The sequence below is a fragment of the Dactylosporangium maewongense genome (assembly GCF_039531485.1).
Lineage (GTDB): Bacteria > Actinomycetota > Actinomycetes > Mycobacteriales > Micromonosporaceae > Dactylosporangium > Dactylosporangium maewongense.
Genome location: NZ_BAAAQD010000004.1, coordinates 364765 through 384099, shown reverse-complemented (window position 1 = coordinate 384099; position 19335 = coordinate 364765). Strand labels below are relative to the sequence as shown.

At 72.9% G+C, this 19335-nt stretch carries 16 protein-coding genes and 1 pseudogene; 8 read left to right on the top strand and 9 right to left on the bottom strand.

Translation table 11 applies throughout. From position 1 onward, the window contains the following. The first annotated feature begins 9 nt into the window (after positions 1 to 9). The 3 genes from ABD332_RS13795 (at position 10) to ABD332_RS13785 (ending at position 4407) form a co-directional block, all read left to right on the top strand. Positions 10 to 1347, top strand: a complete 1338-nt coding sequence (locus ABD332_RS13795) for a maltokinase N-terminal cap-like domain-containing protein (protein WP_344502232.1) — start codon at positions 10 to 12, stop codon at positions 1345 to 1347. An 8-nt stretch (positions 1348 to 1355) separates the two neighbouring features. Next, positions 1356 to 3488 carry a 1,4-alpha-glucan branching protein GlgB gene (gene glgB, locus ABD332_RS13790; RefSeq protein ID WP_344502343.1) on the top strand — a complete coding sequence of 711 codons (2133 nt, stop codon included), beginning with the start codon at positions 1356 to 1358 and terminating at the stop codon, positions 3486 to 3488. Positions 3489 to 3573: 85 nt separating this feature from the next. Next, the gene (locus ABD332_RS13785) at positions 3574 to 4407 is read left to right on the top strand and encodes a hypothetical protein (RefSeq protein ID WP_344502231.1); all 834 of its coding nucleotides are present in this window, start codon (positions 3574 to 3576) and stop codon (positions 4405 to 4407) included. Here ABD332_RS13785 and ABD332_RS13780 read toward each other — a convergent pair. The 6 genes and pseudogenes from ABD332_RS13780 to ABD332_RS13760 form a co-directional block, all read right to left on the bottom strand. Continuing rightward, positions 4385 to 5221, bottom strand: coding sequence for a hypothetical protein (locus ABD332_RS13780; RefSeq protein WP_344502230.1), 837 nt, complete (start codon positions 5219 to 5221; stop codon positions 4385 to 4387). The genes ABD332_RS13785 and ABD332_RS13780 overlap by 23 nt on opposite strands. A 10-nt stretch (positions 5222 to 5231) precedes the next feature. Further along, positions 5232 to 5816: a DinB family protein gene (locus tag ABD332_RS13775; RefSeq protein ID WP_344502229.1), complete on the bottom strand. Its 585-nt coding sequence runs from the start codon at positions 5814 to 5816 to the stop codon at positions 5232 to 5234. An 88-nt stretch (positions 5817 to 5904) separates the two neighbouring features. Then, positions 5905 to 6492: a pyridoxamine 5'-phosphate oxidase family protein gene (locus ABD332_RS13770; RefSeq protein ID WP_344502228.1), complete on the bottom strand. Its 588-nt coding sequence runs from the start codon at positions 6490 to 6492 to the stop codon at positions 5905 to 5907. 92 nt (positions 6493 to 6584) lie between these two features. After that, on the bottom strand, positions 6585 to 7589 hold the full coding sequence (locus ABD332_RS60060) for a LacI family DNA-binding transcriptional regulator (RefSeq protein WP_425552193.1): 1005 nt from the start codon (positions 7587 to 7589) through the stop codon (positions 6585 to 6587). 321 nt (positions 7590 to 7910) lie between these two features. After that, positions 7911 to 8649 (bottom strand): annotated as a pseudogene (locus tag ABD332_RS60055) (IS701 family transposase); the annotation flags it as partial. Positions 8650 to 8863: 214 nt separating this feature from the next. Beyond that, entirely contained in the window at positions 8864 to 10627 is a 1764-nt protein-coding gene (locus ABD332_RS13760) for a hypothetical protein (RefSeq protein ID WP_344502226.1), read from the bottom strand. Positions 10628 to 10812: 185 nt separating this feature from the next. Here ABD332_RS13760 and ABD332_RS13755 point away from each other — a divergent pair, with 185 nt between their 5' ends. The 4 genes from ABD332_RS13755 (at position 10813) to ABD332_RS13740 (ending at position 13875) form a co-directional block, all read left to right on the top strand. Further along, the gene (locus ABD332_RS13755; protein ID WP_344502225.1) at positions 10813 to 11862 is read left to right on the top strand and encodes a WD40 repeat domain-containing protein; all 1050 of its coding nucleotides are present in this window, start codon (positions 10813 to 10815) and stop codon (positions 11860 to 11862) included. 164 nt (positions 11863 to 12026) lie between these two features. Next, positions 12027 to 12584 (top strand): SET domain-containing protein, encoded by a 558-nt coding sequence (locus ABD332_RS13750; RefSeq protein ID WP_344502224.1) that lies wholly within the window; start codon positions 12027 to 12029, stop codon positions 12582 to 12584. A 3-nt stretch (positions 12585 to 12587) separates the two neighbouring features. After that, positions 12588 to 13340 (top strand): class I SAM-dependent methyltransferase, encoded by a 753-nt coding sequence (locus tag ABD332_RS13745; RefSeq protein ID WP_344502223.1) that lies wholly within the window; start codon positions 12588 to 12590, stop codon positions 13338 to 13340. A 19-nt stretch (positions 13341 to 13359) separates the two neighbouring features. Further along, on the top strand, positions 13360 to 13875 hold the full coding sequence (locus ABD332_RS13740; RefSeq protein WP_344502222.1) for an LURP-one-related/scramblase family protein: 516 nt from the start codon (positions 13360 to 13362) through the stop codon (positions 13873 to 13875). Between the two features lie 62 nt (positions 13876 to 13937). Here ABD332_RS13740 and ABD332_RS13735 read toward each other — a convergent pair whose 3' ends face one another. From ABD332_RS13735 to ABD332_RS13725, 3 genes are all read right to left on the bottom strand, one after another. Beyond that, positions 13938 to 14852: an NHL repeat-containing protein gene (locus ABD332_RS13735; RefSeq protein WP_344502221.1), complete on the bottom strand. Its 915-nt coding sequence runs from the start codon at positions 14850 to 14852 to the stop codon at positions 13938 to 13940. 19 nt (positions 14853 to 14871) lie between these two features. Further along, the gene (locus ABD332_RS13730) at positions 14872 to 16899 is read right to left on the bottom strand and encodes a methyl-accepting chemotaxis protein (protein ID WP_344502220.1); all 2028 of its coding nucleotides are present in this window, start codon (positions 16897 to 16899) and stop codon (positions 14872 to 14874) included. 81 nt (positions 16900 to 16980) lie between these two features. Further along, complete coding sequence (locus ABD332_RS13725) at positions 16981 to 17514, bottom strand: C40 family peptidase (RefSeq protein ID WP_344502218.1); 534 nt, start codon at positions 17512 to 17514, stop codon at positions 16981 to 16983. A gap of 473 nt (positions 17515 to 17987) precedes the next feature. On the opposite strand from ABD332_RS13725, the gene ABD332_RS13720 reads away from it, so the two are divergent. Then, the gene (locus tag ABD332_RS13720) at positions 17988 to 19328 is read left to right on the top strand and encodes an ABC transporter substrate-binding protein (RefSeq protein ID WP_344502217.1); all 1341 of its coding nucleotides are present in this window, start codon (positions 17988 to 17990) and stop codon (positions 19326 to 19328) included. The last annotated feature ends 7 nt before the right edge of the window (positions 19329 to 19335 follow it).

Below are 19335 nucleotides of genomic sequence, written 5' to 3'. Positions count from 1 at the left end.
ACCCATCTCATGACGACGCTGCCGTTCACCGAGTGGCTGCCGCACCAGCGGTGGTACGCGGGCCGCAACCGCACCCTGACCGATGTCCGCCCGGCGTCCGTCACGGCGCTGCCCGACCAGGTCGACCACGTGCTGCTCGACGCGCACTACGAGGACGGCGGCACCGAGCGCTACCAGGTGTTCGTCGGCTGGGACCTCAACGTCGTGCCGGAGCTGCACGCGGCGGCGCTGATCGGCGCCGAGCACGACCGTGCCGGCTTCGACGCGCTCTACGACGAGCAGTCCGCGCAGCGCCTGCTCGGCCTGATCGACACCGGCGCCACCGTCGAAGGGGTCCGGTTCGTGCCGGAGCCCGGCGTGGCGCTGCCGGTGCAGGCGCCGGCCCGGGTCGTGGACGCCGAACAGAGCAACACCAGCGTCGTGTACGACAGCGCCGCGATCCTCAAGGTGTTCCGCCGGGTGAGCCCCGGCATCAACCCGGACCTGGAGCTCAACCGGGTCCTCGCCCGCGCCGGCTGCCCCAACGTGGCACGGCTGCTCGGCGCGGTGGAGAGCACCGACGCCGACGGCGCGCCGGTCACCCTCGCGATGGTCACCGAGTACGCGCAGAACTCCGCGGAGGGCTGGGCGATGGCCGCGACCAGCGCCCGCGACCTGTTCGCGGAGCACGACCTCAACCCTGACGAGGTCGGCGGCGACTTCGCCGCCGAGTCGTGGCGGCTCGGGGAGGCGGTCGCGCACGTGCACCGCACCCTGGCCGTGGAGCTCGGCACGCAGACCGCCCCGGCGCCGGCGGAGGCGATGCTGGCCCGGCTCGACGCCGCGGTCCAGGCGGTGCCGCAGCTCGCCGAGTTCGTGCCGGGCGTCCAGGCGATGTTCCGCGACGCCGGCGACGACCCGATCACCGTGCAGCGCATCCACGGCGACCTGCACCTTGGTCAGGTGCTGCGGACCCCCGAGTCGTGGCTGCTGATCGACTTCGAGGGTGAGCCGGGTGTACCGGTGGAGGTCCGCCGCCGGCCCGACTCGCCGCTGCGGGACGTGGCCGGGATGCTGCGCTCCTACGAGTACGCCGCCTACCAGCTGCTCGTCGGCGAGGAGGGTGACGCGGCCCTCGCCGCGCGGGCGAAGCAGTGGGTGGACCGTAACCGCGCCGCATTCTGCGACGGCTACGCTGCGGCTGCCGGCTACGACCCCCGCGAGGATCAGGCGTTGCTGTGCGCCTACGAGCTGGACAAGGCGGTCTACGAGACCGCCTACGAGTCGCGGCACCGGCCGACCTGGCTGCGGATCCCCCTGCAGTCCATCGAGCGGCTGGTCAACGGCTCTCTGACGGAACCCAGGTGACGGAGCTTATGAATCTCGACGACCTCATCGCCGGCCGCTCGCACGACCCGCACGGCGTCCTCGGCGCCCACCCCGTCGGTGGCGCTGGTGCCGGCTCCGGGGCCGAGACGACCGTCGTCCGGGCCATGCGCCGCGGCGCCGGCACCGTGTCGGTCGTCGTCGACGACGAGCGCCACCCGATGCGGCAGGTGCACGACGAGGGCGTCTTCGAGATCGAGCTGCCCGGCGTCATCACCGACTACCGCATCGACGCCGACGGGGTGCTGACCGACGACCCGTACCGGCACCTGCCGACCGTCGGCGAGCTCGACCTGCACCTCATCCAGGAGGGCCGGCACGAGCGGCTGTGGACGGTCCTCGGCGCGCAGACCCGCCCCGGCGGCGTCGCGTTCGCGGTGTGGGCGCCCAACGCCCGCGGCGTCCGGGTCGTCGGCGACTTCACCGGCTGGGGCCCGCACGACGGCTGGCCGATGCGGTCGCTGGGCGGCAGCGGCGTCTGGGAGCTGTTCGTGCCGGGCGCGCAGGCCGGCAACCGGTACAAGTTCCGGCTGCTGACCCCCTACGAGGGCTGGGTCGAGAAGGCCGACCCCCTCGCGCAGCACACCGAGGTGCCGCCGGCGACCGCGTCGGTGGTCTACCGCTCGACGTACGACTGGAAGGACGCCGACTGGCTCGCCCAGCGCGCCGACCGCCGCAACCACGAGTCGCCCATCAGCGTCTACGAGGTGCACCTCGGCTCGTGGCGCCCCGGCCTGTCCTACACGGAGCTCGCCGACCAGCTCACCGAGTACGTCACCGACCTCGGCTTCACCCACGTCGAGTTCCTGCCGGTGATGGAGCACCCGTTCGGCGGGTCGTGGGGCTACCAGGTCACCGGCTACTACGCGCCGACCGCCCGCTTCGGCCACCCCGACGAGTTCCGTCACCTCGTGGACCGCCTGCACCAGGCCAACATCGGCGTCATCCTCGACTGGGTGCCGGCGCACTTCCCGAAGGACGCCTGGGCCCTCGCCCGCTTCGACGGCACGCCGCTGTATGAGCACGGCGACTGGCGGCGCGGCGAACACCCCGATTGGGGCACGCTCATCTTCGACTTCGGCCGCGCCGAGGTCCGCAACTTCCTCGTCGCCAACGCCCTCTACTGGTGCGAGGAGTTCCACGCCGACGCGCTGCGCGTGGACGCCGTCGCCTCCATGCTCTACCTCGACTACTCCCGCGAGCACGGCCAGTGGGCGCCGAACCAGTACGGCGGCCGGGAGAACCTCGACGCGATCTCCTTCCTCCAGGAGGCGAACGCGACCGTCTACAAGCACCACCCCGGCATCATGATGATCGCCGAGGAGTCCACGGCGTGGCTCGGCGTCACCCGCCCCACCGACTCCGGCGGCCTCGGCTTCGGCTTCAAGTGGAACATGGGCTGGATGCACGACACCCTGACCTACGTCGCCAAGGACCCCGTCTACCGGCAGTACCACCACAACCAGATGACGTTCGCCACGGTGTACGCGTGGAGCGAGAACTACATGCTGCCGATCAGCCACGACGAGGTCGTGCACGGCAAGGGCTCCCTCATCGGCAAGATGCCCGGCGACCTGTGGAAGAAGCTCGCCAACGCCCGGGCGCTGCTCGCCTACATGTGGTCCTTCCCCGGCAAGCAGCTGCTCTTCATGGGCTGCGAGCTCGGCGACGAGCAGGAGTGGAGCGAGGAGCGCGGCCTGGACTGGGGCCTGCTGCAGGACCCGCAGCGCGCCGGCCTGCAGCGCCTCGTCCGCGACCTCAACGCCGTCTACCAGCGCACCCCGGCCCTGTGGAGCCAGGACGTCACGCCCGACGGCTTCCGCTGGATCAACAACGAGGACTCCGGCGGCAACGTCTTCTCCTACCTGCGCTGGGCCGCCGACGGCTCGGCGGTCGCCGTCGTCGTCAACTTCGCCGCCCACCCGCACGAGGGCTACCGCGTCGGCCTGCCCTTCGCCGGCCGCTGGGCCGAGATCCTCAACACCGACGCCGACATCTACGGCGGCTCGGGCGTCGGCAACCTCGGCGCCGTCGAGGCCACCGCCAAGCCGTGGAACGGCCTGCCCGCCTCCGCCGAGCTCCGCATCCCGCCCCTCGGCGCCCTGTGGCTCAAGCTCGGCTGACCCGCACTCACCCCGTGAGGCCCGCGGCGTCGGACGCCGCGGGCCTCCCGGCGAGATGACGGCGCGGAGGGCAGCGGTCGCCGTGGTGGTGGCGGTCCTTGTGCTGCTCGCCGGCTGTGCGGGGCCGGACTTCCGGCGGGGTGGCCCACCGCCCTTCGTCGTCGGCACGGCCGGTCCCGACCGCGCCGCGCTCGCCCGCTGGTCGGACTTCCCGGCCGGGCGGCATCCGCGGCCGGTCGTGCTGCTCGGCGACCCTGCGTCGGCCGGTGCGGGGTTCACCGACGGCGCCGCGAAGCAGGCCTTCGCGGCGAAGCGGTTCAGTGTGACCGCCGCGCTGCCCGCCGGGCCGGCGACCGCGACCGTCGCGCTGCCGGACGGGCCGGCCGAGCTCGGTGTCATCGGCGCCGCCGCGGCCGTCGCGGCGCTGGCCCGCCCCCTCGCCGGCTCGGCCGACCCCGTGCTCGTGCTGGACCAGGTCCGGTACGCGCCGGCGACGTTCCCCACCGACCGGGGGCCGCTGGCCCTGCCCGCGTGGCAGTTCTCCGGGCCGGGCGTGCTCGGCGCGATCGCGTGGCCCGCCGTCGACCCGGCGGCGCTGTGGCGGCCCGGCGAGAACCCGGACGCCGGCACGACCGCCGTGATCGCCGACGACGACCGTACGCTGACCGTCGCGCTGCTCACACCCGCCGGCGGGGCCTGCCCGGGCAGCCCCGTGGTCACCGTCACCGCCGAGGCGGTGGCCTCCCCGGCGGCGGTCGCCGTCGGGCTGCGCGCCGCGGGCACCGGGTCGACGCGCGACAACTGCGCTTCCGATGACGTGCTCCGCTACGCCCAGCACACGCTCGTCCTGGACGCCCCGCTGGGCGGCCGGGTCGTCCTCGGCCCGGACGGTGCGGTCATCGCCGTGCGGAGGGCGTGACGCCGGGCTGGGCGCTGAAGAGGGCGTCGAAGACCGGTAGTGGGTTCATCGCCGTGTACGACCTGGCCCGGTCCCCCGCGATCAGCGCCGAGCAGGTGGGGTCGACGACGACCGCGAGCGGCTGCTGCTCGCGGAACGTGAAGACCAGGCTGACCTGGACCGGCAGGGTGATCGGCAGGCAGGCCTGGTCGGCGGGGACGGCCGGGAGCGCGTTGAGGATCGCGGCGAGGCGGTCGACGTCGGTGGTGAGGACCTTCGGCGGGGTCAGGCCGGTGACCGCGGGGGCCGTGCTGGCCAGCGGCGTCTCGCAGCGGGTCACGGTGGTCGCGCCGAACGGCACGAGCGGGCCGCCGGCGTCGGTCGGCGGGCCGCCGGCGAAGCGGATGCGGACCTCGGCGCAGTTCACGGCGCCCCAGGCGGCACCGGAGGCGAACGGCGACGCCCCGGGCGACGGCGGCTCCATCGACGGCGACGGCGACGGCGACGCGGGCCCGGTCACGGCGCCGGCGAACGGCCCCGTCGCCAGCCCGGACGGCGACACCGAACCGCCCGGCGACCCGTCCAACGGGCCAGGCGGCGACCCGTACACCTGACCCGGCAACGACCCGTCCAGCGGACCTTGCGGCGACCCGTCGGGCGGGCCGGATCCGGGGCCGGACGGTCCTGGCGGCGGTGGGGCCGGCGCGACCTGGGCGACGAGGGACGGGCCGGCCGGCTCGCCACGACCCGAGCCTGCCAGCATCGCGGCCCCGCTCGCGGCGACGGCGGCGACCACTGCCCCGGCCACCGCCGGGGCGCGTCGGAGGACGGCCATGAACCCCAGGCTAGACGGGCTGCGCGGTCCCGGTGGCGGGTTGCCAGGGCTGCACCCAGGGCGTCGCCGGCCAGCCCTCCGCGGCGGCCATCAGCGGCCAGCAGGTGGCGCCGTCGACGGCCTCGCGGACGATGTCGGCGTGGCCGGCGTGGCGGGCGGTCTCCTCGATGAGGTGCAGCAGCACCCAGCGGACCGACCAGGCGTCCACGTCGTCCGGGAACCACGGCACGCCCTTCGGCACCGGCACCGGCTGCCCCATGTCGGCGATCCCGGCGACCGCCGCGTCGGTCTCCTCGCCGGCCTTCACGTAGTCGGCCAGGACGTCCGCGAGGGTCTCGTCGGCGCGCAGCACGAACCCGTCCTCGTAGTCGACGGCGGGCGAGGGCCGCTGCAGCATCGTCGCGACCCAGCTGCGCTCCATCTGGGCCAGGTGCTTGACGAGCCCGCCGACGCTCAGCGTGCTCGCGGCCGGCGCGAGCCGGGCCTGCTCGTCGGTGAGCCCGAACGCGGCGATGCGCACGCCCTGGCGCTGCTGGTCGAGGAAGGCGAGCAGACCTGAACGCTCGTCGGCGACCGGAGGCACGTTATCCGGCATGACAGGACCCCTTGTTTCGCTTGTTTCGCTTGTTTCGCTTGTCAGGGTCCATCCTGCCCACCATTGCGGACAGGTTCCGTCCTTTACCTCAAACGGGGGTCGGCGGCAGTGGCAGCGGCAGGCCCGGCAGCCCGTCGATGCTGACCCCCACGTGCTCCTTGCTCTCGAAGTACGCGCCGAGCGAGGCGTCGTCCTCCCGCGCGAAGCGCTTGCCGTGCAGGTCGCGGTCGGCGTCGTACGTCATGAACGGCACCGCGTAGCCGCACGTGTCGCGGATCAGCTCGGCGTGCACGACGATGATCGCGCGCAGGCCGTGCTGGGTCGTGTCGATGCCGGGGAAGTGTGCCACGAGCCCGGACCAGCGCGGGTCGTCGCGGAACACCGGCTCGCCCCGGCCGTGCACGCGCACGATGTTGGGCGGGCCGTCGAAGGCGCACCACATGAGCGTGATCCGCCCGTTCTCCCGCAGGTGGGCGACGGTCTCGGCGTTGCTGCCGGCGAAGTCGAGGTAGGCGACGGTCAGCTCGTCGATGACGGCGAACGAGCCGGTGAGCCCCTTCGGGGACAGGTTGATGGTGCCGTCGCCGGACAGCGGCGCGGTCGCGGTGAAGAAGATGTGCTGCGCCTCGATGAAGGCCCGCAGCCGGCCGTCGATCCGTTCGTAGACCTTGCCCATACCCGCCATCGTCCGCCGCCCGCGACGCCCCGTCAGCCCCCTGTCCCGTATACCGAGCGTGACGGTCCTTACAGCGGCACCATCGCCGACTCTTACAGCGGCACCATCGCCGGCGCGGCGGTGCTCTCCCGGACCACGAGCCGCGTGGCCAGCTCGATCCGGGTCGACTCGAGGCGCTCACCGGCGATGATGCGCAGCAGGGTCCGGGCCGCGGCGACACCCATCTCGTGCAGCGGCTGGCGGACCGTGGTCAGCGGCGGCGCGGTCCACTCGGCGAAGTTGAGGTCGTCGAAGCCGACCACGCTCACGTCGTGCGGCACGCCGAGCCCGGCCTGCCGCAGCGCCTCGTAGACGCCGGTGGCCTGCTGGTCGCTGCCGGCGAACACGGCGGTCGGCGGGTCCGGCAGCGCCAGGAAGCCGGCCATCGCCCGCAGCCCGCCGTCGTGGTGAAAGTTTCCGTACCGCACCAGGTGCCGGTCCGCGGCGATCCCGGCCGACTCGAGCGCGGCACGGTAGCCGGCGATGCGGGCGCGGGTGCACTGCAGCTGCTCCGGCCCGCCGATCGCGGCGATCCGCCGGTGCCCGAGCCCGACGAGGTGCTCGGTCGCGGCGTACCCACCGGCGAAGTTGGTCGCGCCGATCGAGGCCACGTCCGGCGGCGGCTGGCTCACCCCGTCCACGACGACGAACGGCATGCTCCGGCGCGCCAGCTCGGCCCGCTGGTGCTCGCTGAGCTCGGACAGCACGAGGATCGCGCCCTGCGACCCGCGGGCCAGCAGCGACTCCAGCCACCGTCTGGTCAGGCTCTCCCGGTTGTGTACCGCGGAGACCACCAGCCCGAGGCCCGCTGCCTCCACGACCTCCTCGACCCCGGTCAGGATCGACAGCCCCCAGACGCTGTCGAGCTCGTTGATGACCAGGTCGACCAGGTCACTGCGGCGCCCGGGCCGGCGCGACGCGTGCGGCCGCTGGTAGCCACGATCGGCGAGCAGCTGCTCGATGTGCTTGCGGGTCGTGTTCGAGACGTCGGTGTGCCCGTTGAGGACCTTGGACACGGTAGAGATCGCCACGTTGGCCTCCCGCGCGATCTCCGCCATCGTCGGCCGTTTCGTCACCATGCCGCAACCTTTCGAACGGCAACACAGTGATGGGGACCGTACACCCCAGGAAGCAGTACCGAAATACCCCCGAAACTTTCGGCGCCCAGCGAGCGCCCACTCACCACCGGAACCGGACCGCCGCTTGACGCGCTGACGGCGGGGAGTTACGGTCAGTGCAGTACCGACAAGAAATTTTTCCGGTGATGCTACGGTGGGTTGGTACTGCAACGGCGGGTCAGCCGGGTGTACAGGCGACGGATTTCGTTGCTGCTCAACGGGATCAGCATGTCCGGTCCCGGCTCGGTCCCCCCGCGTCTGCTCGGCGGCGCGGGTGATGACCAGGAACGCGGCGGCGGCCGTGGCCAGGGTGACATGGGCGTACCAGGCGTCGTAGCGGCGGACCTGGTCCTGATCCAGGCCGGTCTCGTTCTTCGCGGTCTGGAACGACTCCTCCACCGCCCATCTGGCGCCGGCGGTGGCGACCAGGACCCGCAGCCGGGTGCCGCGCGGCCCGAAACACCGGTAGAAGGCCACCTCGCCGGTGCTGATGTTGCGTCGGGCGAGGACCCAGCCACGGCGGCCGTGCGGGAACTGCTGCCGGATCGGTGTGGCCACCCAGTCGTAGACCCGGGGGCCGTGCGCGCCGTCACCACAGGACATCCGTGTCCACGCTCCCGGCCGCACCCTGGCGATGAGCTCGTCCACGCGGGTGGTGGCATGCAGCCCGGAGGGCACTTCGTCGTCGCAGCGGGTCGCCATCACGTAGGCGATTTCCTGCTGCTCACACCACGTGCGCAGGCCCGGGTTCTGCCCGTAGACCTCATCAGCGGTGAACCACGCGAACGGCACCCCCGCACCGGCAGCTCGTTCCAGCATCGTCTGCGCCTGCTGCGGCTTGGTCGCGATCCCCACGTCGTCGGGCACCTTCGCCTTCCGGCACCCGATCTGACAATTGTCGACCTTGCCGCTGGTGCCGGTGTACTGCCGCTGCACCCCCCGCCGACGCTGTGCCCTTCTTCACGAAGCCGGTCTCGTCGGCGATCAGCACCCCACCCGGGTCTGCCATCAGACCGCCCACGAGATCCACCATCAGCCCGGCAGACCGGCATCAGCCATCAGTCCAGGAATTGCACATGGTGTAACGCGACCACTGAGCTCGGGCACGTGGACGGCCGGTATCCGCCAGCAGACCGCCCACGGAACCGGCCATCGGTCCAGCCGGCCAGTCATGGACGGCCGCCCATGGGGTCGGCCGTCCATGGGGTTGGTCATCAGTCCAACAGGCCGGCGCCGGGGATCTTCGGGGACAGGGGCGGGCAGTGCGTGTGGGTGGCGGCGGCCAGGCCGCCGCACTGCGCGGGCAGTCCGGCGAGCAGGTTGTGGTCGTAGACGAGCAGCGCCCACCGGCCGAAGTCGTGACGCTCGACGGGCACGCCGAACTGCGCGACCGCGGCGTCGACCGTGCCGTACCGGGCGTGCTTCAGGTCGATGACGAGGAACCGGGCGTCGTGCTTGGTGGCGTCGTACCAGTCGGCGTCGGACTCCCAGCGGTACGAGCGGATGTCGGGGCCGATCACCGGCGCGACCTGCGCCCGTCCGTTGCTGGCGAGGGTGATGACGTTGGAGCCCCAGTAGCTGCCGAGCCCGTACCGCAGGTCGTGCGCGACGAGGTACTCCGCGACCTCGTGCGCCTCCGGCGGCTGCGGCTTCGCGCCGGCTGACTGGGTCGCGAACGCGACGACGAGGATCACGCCGGCGACGGCCCCGATCCGCCGTACGGCGGGGGCGGCCGTGAGGAGCCGGTCGCCCCACACCCTGGCGGCGAGGACCGCGCCGAAGGGCAGCACGGCGACGATCTGCCGGGCGCTGCCGATGTCGCCGGCCTGCGTGGAGGCGATGAACGCGGACAGGTTGACCAGGGTCGCGGCCGTCAGGACCTGCGCGATCCGGTCACCGCCCCCCGGAGAACTGCCGTCCGGCGAAGCGCCGTCCGGGGACGTGCGGAAGAACCGGACCACCGTCGCGCCGAGCGCGGCCACGACGAGCAGCAGCAGCGCCAGGTTGACGAGCCCGGCGGCGAGCGCGAGCGGCCCGTCCAGCGTCGGCAGGTACGCGCCGTAGTTGTGTGCGGTCGCGTTCACCGCCGTCACCACGTGGTCGCCGAGCTCCGCGGCGGGGCTGAAGCGCGCCACCGGTGAGTGCACCGAGAAGCCGCCGGCCCACCAGACCAGGGCGAGCAGCGCGTGCGCGAGCACGACCGACCCGGCGGCGGCGGCGAGCAGGTGCGCGTCGGTGCCGCGCCAGGTCCGCCCGCGGATCAGCCGCGCCGCGCTCACCAGCGCGAGCGGCACCGCGCCGATGAACATGGCCAGCGGGTCGGCGACCTGCGCGAGCGCGAGCACGACCAGCACCCCGACGGGCCACCAGCGGCGCAGTGGCGTCGCCGACCTGCGGTCCACGAGCAGCCAGGCGAGCAGCAGCGGCACGGCGGTGCCGGTGTGATCCGGCGCGTACAGCACGACCGCCCACCCGCCGTGCGGCTGGGGCACGAGCAGGGTCGCGACGACCACCGCGACCCTCGCCCACGCCGCGCGCCCGGTCGCGTCGCCTTTGGCGGCGAGCGAGGCGAACACGATCAGCAGCAGGTAGGTGGTCGCCGACGCCACGTGCACGACGCGCTGGTCGAGACCGAAGAAGACCTCGATCAGCGCGTACTGCAGCAGCTCCGTGCTGTAGAACGACACGTCACTGAGCGTCCAGCCGCGCAGCAGCACGTCACCGTGCAGCATGTCCCAGGCCTGCAGCGCGTTGGCGGCGGCGTCACTGTTGGTGGGGGTGGCCCGCGCCATGCGCAGGTAGCCGAGGAGCAGGACCGCCAGGCCGGCGACGACCGCCCCGACCGTGACGAGCCGGGTCTTCCGGCTTGTCGTCGCCGCCGGTGTACGAACACCGTCGGGCTGGACACGTTGACGCGGGATTGTGGGCAGGGTCGCCCGCTGGGCGGGCCCCGTCACCCCGCCGAGAGTTGGGCTCACACAACCTCCGACGCATTCCCCCCGCCGCGCGGTTGGCGGCACCCAGTGAACGTGATCTACCTGTGATCACGCCCGGGCTATTCTCCTGCACCCGCGCAACGGTCCGGTGTCTGCTGTCCGGGATGTGTCCGAGACCTCTTCCCGGCCATTGACGATCACCTTCGTAACTATCAGCATCACTGTGTATGTGTGGGGTGATATTCGGGGTGATCCTGCCGGTCGGCGCCGTGTGGTGGATGACGCAGCTGGACTCCACCGCCGGCCGGGTGGGCGTGTTCCTGCTCGGGTTCGTCGGCTACCCGAAGCTCGTCAAGGACTCCTACCGCGGCATGGGCCGCCTGCCGGACGTGTCCGTGGACCCGCGGCAGGACGGGCTGGCCGCGGTGGCCTTCTCGCCCGACGGCACGCTGGTCGCCACCGGCGGCGCCGACTGTACGGTGCGGATCGCGGACGCGCGGACCGGCGAGGACACCGGGGCAGACCGGTCGGCGCCGGGCGGCTGGGTCATGGCGGTCGCGTTCACCCCCGACGGCCGGAGCATCGTCACCGGCAGCGCCGACGGCCTCGCCCAACGCTGGGACGCCGCCACCGGCGCGGAGCTGGCCACCATGTCCGGCCACACGGCGCCGCTGAAGTCCGCCGCGGTCTCGCCGGACGGCCGGCTCGTCGCCACCGGCAGCATCGACCTGACCGTGCGGCTGTGGGACGCTGCCACCGGCGAACCCCTCGCGGTGCTGACCGGGCACTCGGGCCACGTCGAGAAGGTGCTGTTCTCCCCCGACGGGCGCACCCTCGCCAGCGCCGGCTTCGACGGCTCCGTGCTGCTGTGGGACGTGCCGTCACGCACCCGCCGCGCCACCCTGCGCGGGCACCGCGCCCAGGTCATGGCGCTCGCCTACTCCCCCGACGGCACCACCCTCGCCGCCGGCGGCCTCGGCGGCGTGGTCCGCCTGTGGGACGTCGCCACCGGCACCCTGACCGGCTCCCGCAACCCGGGCGGCCGCCGCCGGGTCCTGTCCCTCGCCTGGGGCCGCGACGTGCTCGCCATCGGCTGCGCGAGCGGCATCATCAAGCTGCGCCCCGCGCCAGGCACTCCCGACCCCCGCTTCCTGAACACCGGCACCCGCCTCGTCAACGCCCTAGCCTTCCACCCCGACGGCACCACCCTCGCCGCCGCCGACGGCAACGGCCACCTCCACCTGTGGCACAACGTCACCACCACCCCGGCGCCGTGACCCCTCGGGCCGTCCCGCCACCGCCCCGCCCGGGGCGGACGAACACCACCGCGTCCGCAGGAGACGTCCACAGCAGACGTCCACAGGACAACACCGCACACATGCTGCGCCGACCCATCCACACGCGCCGCGGCACCCTGGCTCAATTGGGGCAGGATTGCGGCATGGTGGACGCTCCCCAACCCGACTGCTGGCTGCACCCCGACGTCGAGGTGGGTGTGTCGGGGATCGCCGGCGACGGGCTCTTCGCCCGGGCCAGGATCCCCGCGGGCACCGCGGTGTCGCGGCTCGGCGGGCGGCTGGTGACCTGGGCCGAGCTCAGCGACATGCTCGCCGAAGCGGCCCGGCGGCCCGGCAGCCCATACATCGACACGATCACGGTGAGCGGGACGCTGCACCTCGTGGTGCCGCCCGGCAGGCCGAACGGCAAGGGCAACCACAGCTGCGACCCGAACCTGTGGTGGGTCGACGCCTACACGCTCGCCGCCCGGCGCGACATCGACGCCGGGGAGGAGCTCACCAACGACTACGCGACGAGCACCACCGCCCCCGGCTTCACCATGCCGTGCGGCTGCGGCTCCACCCTGTGCCGCGGCACGGTGACCGGCGACGACTGGCGGCTGCCCGACCTCCATCACCGTTACGGCGAGCACTGGGTGCCCGCCGTGAGAGACCTGTCTTCGCATGCCAAAGTCCTACCACCGGGGTCTGACAAAATCTGAGGCATGCAGGGACGGGGAAACCGGTTCGGTGAGGTCGCGGCGGTGTACGACGACGCCCGGCCGGGCTACCCGCCGGAGGTCGGCCCGGCGATGGCGTCCTATATGGAGCGTCCACTGGAGACGGTCGCGGAGATCGGCGCCGGCACCGGGCACGGCACGGCGGTGCTGCTCGGGCTGGGGGCACCGGTCACGTGCGTCGAGCCGGACGCGAGGATGGCGGCGGTCCTCCAGGCCCGGTTTCCCGCGGTGACGGTGGTGGCGGCGCCGTTCGAGCGGTGGGTGCCACCGCCGGGCGGGGTGTCGCTGCTCGGCTGCGCGATGGCGTGGCACTGGCTCGACCCGCAAACACGCGCCAAGCGCGCGTTCGACGCGATCACGCCCGGCGGGACCCTTGCCGTGTTCGGGCACCGGTACGCGTACGCCGACCCGGCGCACGCGGCCTCGATCGACGCCGCGTTCCGGTCGGTGCCCGACGATGGCGTGCGGCCACGGCCCGACACCTGGGCGCGGGACGACATCGCGGCGGCGGGCCTGTTCACCGGCGTGGAGCTGGTGCGGATGGGCCGCGACCTGCCGATGAGCACGGCGGAGTACCTGCGGCTGGTCCGCACGTTCGGCCCGTTCCGGGCCAGGACACCGCAGGAGCAGGAGACGCTCCTCGCCGCGCTGGCGCGGACGCTGGACGGCCTCGGCGGCGGCACGACCCTCGACCTGCGCACGACCGTGGCGCTCGCCCGCCGGGCAGGGAACGCCTGACCGGAGGAGAATCGGGATCATGTATGTCATCAAGGAACGGTTCTTCGACATCGGTGACGACTTCGACATCACCGACGACTCGGGCCGCAAGGTGCTGCACGTCGACGGCAAGGTGCTGAGCCTGCGTGACAAGCTGGTCATCGAGGACCTCCACGGCGCCGAGGTCGCGTCGGTCCACCGGCAGCTGATCGCGCTGCGGCCCACGTACCAGATCAGGATCGCCGGCGAGGACGCCGCGGAGGTCCGCAAGAAGCTGTTCACGCCGTTCCGCGAGAAGTTCACCATCGACGTGCCGGGCGATGGCGACCTGACGATGAGCGGTGACCTGTTCGACCACGAGTACACGGTGGAGCGCGACGGCCGCGAGGTCGCCTCGGTGTCGAAGCGCTGGCTGAGCATCCGCGACAGCTACGCGGTGCGCATCGCCGACTCGGAGAACCACGTCCTGATCCTCGCCGCGGTCCTCGCGCTCGAGCTCGCCACGCAGCGCGAGAAGGACGAGGAGCGCAAGAAGAAGGAACAGCAGGACGACTGACGTGCCGCCGCCACCGGGTGTCCGGTGGCGGCAGCACACATCAAAGGCCGCACACATCAAGGTCAGAGGCGGACGGCGACGACCGTGTACGGGGTGGTCGGCGTCGGCGGCGTCGTGAAGCGGGCGTTCGGCAGGTACAGCCGGTTGCCGAACCTCGCGACCGTCGTCGGCACGTCGAAGCGGGCGTCGGTCACCGACGCGATGACGGTGCCGGCGCGGCCGTCCTTCGACAGTTTCACCGAGGTGAGCAGGTTGAGGCGGTTCTGCACGACGTACAGGGTGCGGCCGATCGTGAGCAGGCCGTCGCCGTTGACGAGGGCCAGGTCGCCGATGCGGGCGGTGACGCCGGACGCGGGGTCGATGCGGAACAGGTAGCCGGTGCTGGACTGCACGGCGATCAGGGCGCGCCCGTCCGGGGTCTGCGTGATGCCGTTGAGGTTGAGGCCGTTCGGGTCGAGGACGAAGTCGCCGGTGAGCGGTAGCGTCTCGAAGGTGGCGGGCAGGGAGCCGTCGCGCCCGAGCGGCAGCCGGTAGACGACGGCCTTGTTGGAGTCGGTGAAGTACGCGGCCCGCGGGGTGAGCACGACGTCGTTGACGAACGTGGGCGCGGTCGCGAACTGGTAGGAGCGCAGGACGGCGCCGGTGCGCAGGTCGATGACGCGGGCGTTGCCGGCGTTGCCGCCGGCGACGAAGAGACGGCCGCGCTGGTCGGTCTTCATGCCCAGCGACGGGGTGCCGACGGCGGGGCTGATCACGGTGCCCTTGCCGGTGACGAGGTTGGCGCGGTAGATGCGGCCGTCCGCGCGGGAGCCGAGGTACGCGAAGGGCCCGGGACCGGTCGCGATGCCCTCGGGCTGGAACCCTTCGGGGAGATCCAGCACAGCGGGCGAAACGGGCGAGGCCGACGCCGGCGCGGACATCAGTACAGACGCCAACACCACGGTCAGGATGGCTGTGACGCGCAGGAATTTCGACATGTCGTGGTGTACCCCGAATTCAGCTGGTCGCGTTCATGTGCCGGCGGATCCGTTCGACGGTGTCCGTGGGCGGGGCGAGGAACTGCAGGCCGAGCTCGGTGTGGGGGCCGCGGGCGATGCAGTGCACGACCTGGCAGTGCAGGCGGGTGGGTGTGCCGTCGAGCATGAGCTCGACGTCGAGGGTGCCGCCGGTGCGCAGGTCGAGGGTGCCGTCGGCCTGGCAGCGCAGGCCGCCGTGGCTGAGGTCCTGCAGCTGGGCGGAGACGACGTCGCGCCCGCCGGCGAGGCCGAGGCGGACGGGGCCGGTGGCGGCGATGCGTTCGGCGTGGCGGCGTTCCAGCTTCTCCGCGAGCGCCGACATCTGCTCGATGCGCTCCATCGTGCCGTTGACCTGGCGGTCCAGGACCTCGACGACGCTGTGCTGGTCGACGGCGACGTGCCGCAGGACGCCGGTCGCGTCGCCGATGCCGCCGACGCCGGCGACCATCGCGGCGATCGTGTTCGTCATGTCGGCGGCGCTGCGCTCCAGCGTGGTGAGGGTGGCGGCGATCTGTTCGGTGGACTGGGCCGTCGTGCCGGCGAGGTCCTTCACCTCGTCGGCGACGACGGTGAAGCCGCGGCCCGCCTCCCCGGCGCGGGCGGCCTCGATGGTGGCGTTGAGGGCGAGCAGCCGGGTCTGCGCCGCGATGCCGGCGATGAGCTGGGTGGTGCCGTCGACCTGGCGGAGGCTCTCGCCGAGCGCGGCGACGACCTGTTCGGCGCGGCGTGCCCGCTCGACGACGGACGCGGTGGCGTGGTCGGCCTCGGTGACCCGCTCGTCGATGGTGCGGGCGGCGTCGCGGACGGCGTCGACCTGCGCGCGGACGTCGCGCAGCTCGCGGGAGATCTCGCCGACGGACTCGTCGACGACGCCCTGGGCGCGTTCGCGGAGCTGCCGCTGTGCCTCCCGCTGCTGTTCGAACGACGCGTGCAGCTGTTCCTCCCGGACGTGCTGGGCCTGGCGCAGCTCCGCGTCCTGCTCGGCGAGGCGGCCGCGGGCCTTGCGCAGGGCCCGGCCGAGGTCGCCGAGCTCGTCGCGCCCGTCGGGCAGTTCCCGCTCGGCGAGGTCTCCGTCGGCGGTGGCGACGACGCCGTCGCAGGCGAGGTTCACGTCGTGGCGGGTGCGCCACCAGACGGCCGCGGCGAGCCACAGCGCGATGACGAGGCCGGCGGTGGTGGCGGTGAGGTTGATCAGCCGGTCCTGGCGCAGGTGGTCGAGCCGGGTGCCGAGCAGCCGGTTCAGGGCGGCGATGGCCGGTTCGACGGCGGCGACGACGGCCGCTGCGCCGTCGAACGCGGTCGGGCCCGGCTCGGTGAGCTTGGCGGTGAGGGTGGCGCCGAGCGCCTCGACGGCGTCCGCGGCGGCGCCGAGCGTGGTGAGCCGCTGTGCGAGCGACGCGTCGCCGGTGTCGCGGGTCGCGGTCTGCACCGCCTCGCGGATCTCGCCGGCGGTGCCGTCGAGGGTGCCGGCCAGGACGGCCTGGGCCGCGACGCGGTCGTTGTGGGGTGCGGAGGTGTCCTGGGCCGCCGCGCCGGTGGCCGCCAGGATCGCCTCGGGCAGCAGCCCGATCAGGATGCCCGCGACGTGGGCCGTGTCGAGGTCCGGGTCGAGGGTGAGGTTGGACGTGTTGCCGGCCTCGGTGATGAGCGCGGCGATGGCCTCGGCCGCCGGCAGCTTCCCCTGGGCGGCGGTGACGGCGTTCATCTCGTCCGACAGGCCCAGGCGCGGGTGGCCGGCGACCTCGGTGCGCAGCCGGCCCAGGTCCGGGGTGCGGCCGGCGGCGAGGTCGGCCATCGCGTCCAGCGCCGGATGGACCACCTCGGCGCCGTCGACCTCGGCGCCGGTGAGGTCGATCTGGTGGTTGACGGATCCGGTGTACGCCCAGGTGGCGCCCAGGCCGGGGATCAGCAGCACCACGCAGAGCACCGCGAGGCGGGTGCTGGTGCGGACCCGGTCCGCGAGCCAGAGTGCCGGCGCGAGCAGGACCGGCCGTCCAGAAGCGGTCACACCGGGTGCATCGGCGGTGCGGGACGGTTGTTGAGCGTTTCGGGCCCCGCCGGTACATCGGCACCGGCGGGGCCTGAGACGTCAGAGGAAGCGGTACGCGGTGCCGCCCCGCACCGGCGCGACGCGCACACCGGTGCTGGGGTTGGCGGCCTCGACGACCTTGCCGCCGCCGATGTAGATGGCGACGTGCCCGGAGGTGTGGATGACGTCGCCCGGCATCCACTGCCCGGACGGCACGCGCCGTCCGCGGGCGGCGATCTGCTCGCTCTGGTGCGGCAGCTTGATCCCGACCCGGGCGTAGGCGGCCGACACCAGGCCGCTGCAGTCATACGTGTTCGGCCCGGAGGTGGCGTACACGTAGCGCTTGCCGACCTGGGCGAGGGCGAAGGACACCACGGTCCCGGCGGCGCCGGAGGGCGGCTTCACGGTGGACCCGCCCGATCCTGAGCCGGTCGACTTCTTCGGTGCCGCCGTCTTCGGCGCCGGCTTGGCGACGTTGACCGAGGGCTGCGCCGGGGGCGCGGGGCGGGTGTCGGCGTCGTTGGCGCCGGGAGCGGTGCGGGTCTGCAGCCGCAGCGTCCGGTAGGCCTTGTCGGCCCGCTCGTAGGCGGCCAACTGGAGCTCCTGGTCGGCGAGGGTGCCGGCCGAGTCGACGCTCAGTTCGTTCGGTGGTGCTGGTTGGGCCGCGGCGGCCGAGGGGCCGAGCCAGACGGCGGTGAGGGCGAGTGCGGCGGTGCCGGCCGCGATGCGGTGCAGGGGCTGGCGTGCGTTCAGGATGACTCCACTGTCGGCCCGGTGCTCTCATGCGTGTCTCGGGATGCCTGCCGCTGCGGAAGCCGGACGGACCCGAAGTACCGGGCGAAACGGACGATGTGGTTACCGGCCGTCATGAGGGCCGTCGGCGACGCTAACCGCAGCATCCGCCCGACGTTGGCGGGCGTGAAATCATTCACAGCCACGATTGCCCGCCTGCACCCTGGAATGACCGTATTTGTCCGTACCGAACGGCCGACCGGCCCGGAGCCGACCGGCCGACCCTGTACGGCGACCGGACCCACCTGACCGAATCAACCGCATATGCTGCATTCATGGGGATTTTTCGGACGCTGCGGAGGGGTGTCGCGATGGCGGTCGTGCTCGCCGCGGCCGCCTGCGGCGGTGGTGGCGACGACGGACCGGCCACCTCCGCCAGCTGCGCGCCCTACGCGGACTACCAGGGCCACCGCGGCACCACCGTCAGCGTCTCCTCGTCGATCCGGGACGTGGAGGCCGACAAGCTCGCCAAGGCCTGGGAGGCGTTCCAGGCGTGCACCGGCATCTCCATCAACTACACGGGCTCCGCGGACTTCGAGACCGCGCTGCCCACCCGGGTCAAGGCCGGCGACGCGCCCGACCTGGCCCTCTTCCCGCAGCCGGGCCTGCTGACGAGCATGGTCCGCGCCGGCGCCCTCAAGCCCGCCGGCACCGAGGTCGTCGCCAACGTCGACCGCTGGTTCTCCGCGGACTGGAAGCGCTACGGCAGCGTCGACGGCGTCCTGTACGGCGCCCCCGTCGACGCCAACGTGAAGTCCTTCGTCTGGTACTCGCCGAAGTACTTCGCCGCGAAGGGCTACACGGTGCCGAAGACGTGGGCCGAGATGCTCACGCTCAGCGACCGCATCGCCGCCGACGGCGTGAAGCCGTGGTGCGCCGGCATCGAGTCCGGCGCCGCGACCGGCTGGCCGGTCACCGACTGGCTCGAGGACACGCTGCTGCGCACCGCCGGACCCGACGTCTACGACCGGTGGGTCGAGCACCGGATCCCGTTCGACGACCCCGCCGTCGTCGCCGCGCTCGACCGCGTCGGCGGGATCCTGCGCAACCCCGCCTACGTCAACGGCGGCTACGGCGGCGTCGACAGCGTCGCCACCACCGCGTTCCAGGAGGGCGGCCTGCCGATCCTGCAGCAGGAGTGCGCCATGCACCGGCAGGCGTCGTTCTACAGCACCTGGTGGCCCTCGACCGCGAAGATCACCGAGGACGGCGACATCTTCGCGTTCTACCTGCCGCCGGTCGACCCCGCGGCGGGATCGGGGGCCGGCCGCCCCGTCCTCGGCGCCGGGGTGTTCGCCGGCGCCTTCACCGACCGCCCGGAGGTCCAGGCGCTCGCCGCCTACCTGGCCACCCCCGAGTTCGCCGACCGCCGGGCCGTCAGCGGCGACATCGTCAGCGCCAACAAGGGCCTCGACCGGTCGCTGCTCACCTCGCCGGTGGCGAAGCTGTCCGCGGACCTGCTCGCCGACCCCGCCGTCACGTTCCGCTTCGACGGCTCCGACCTGATGCCCGCGACCGTCGGCGCCGGCTCGTTCTGGACCGAGATGACCGCGTGGGTGAAGGGCACCCCCACGGCAACCGCGTTGCACCGGGTCGACGCCACCTGGCCCGCTTAGCTTCCGC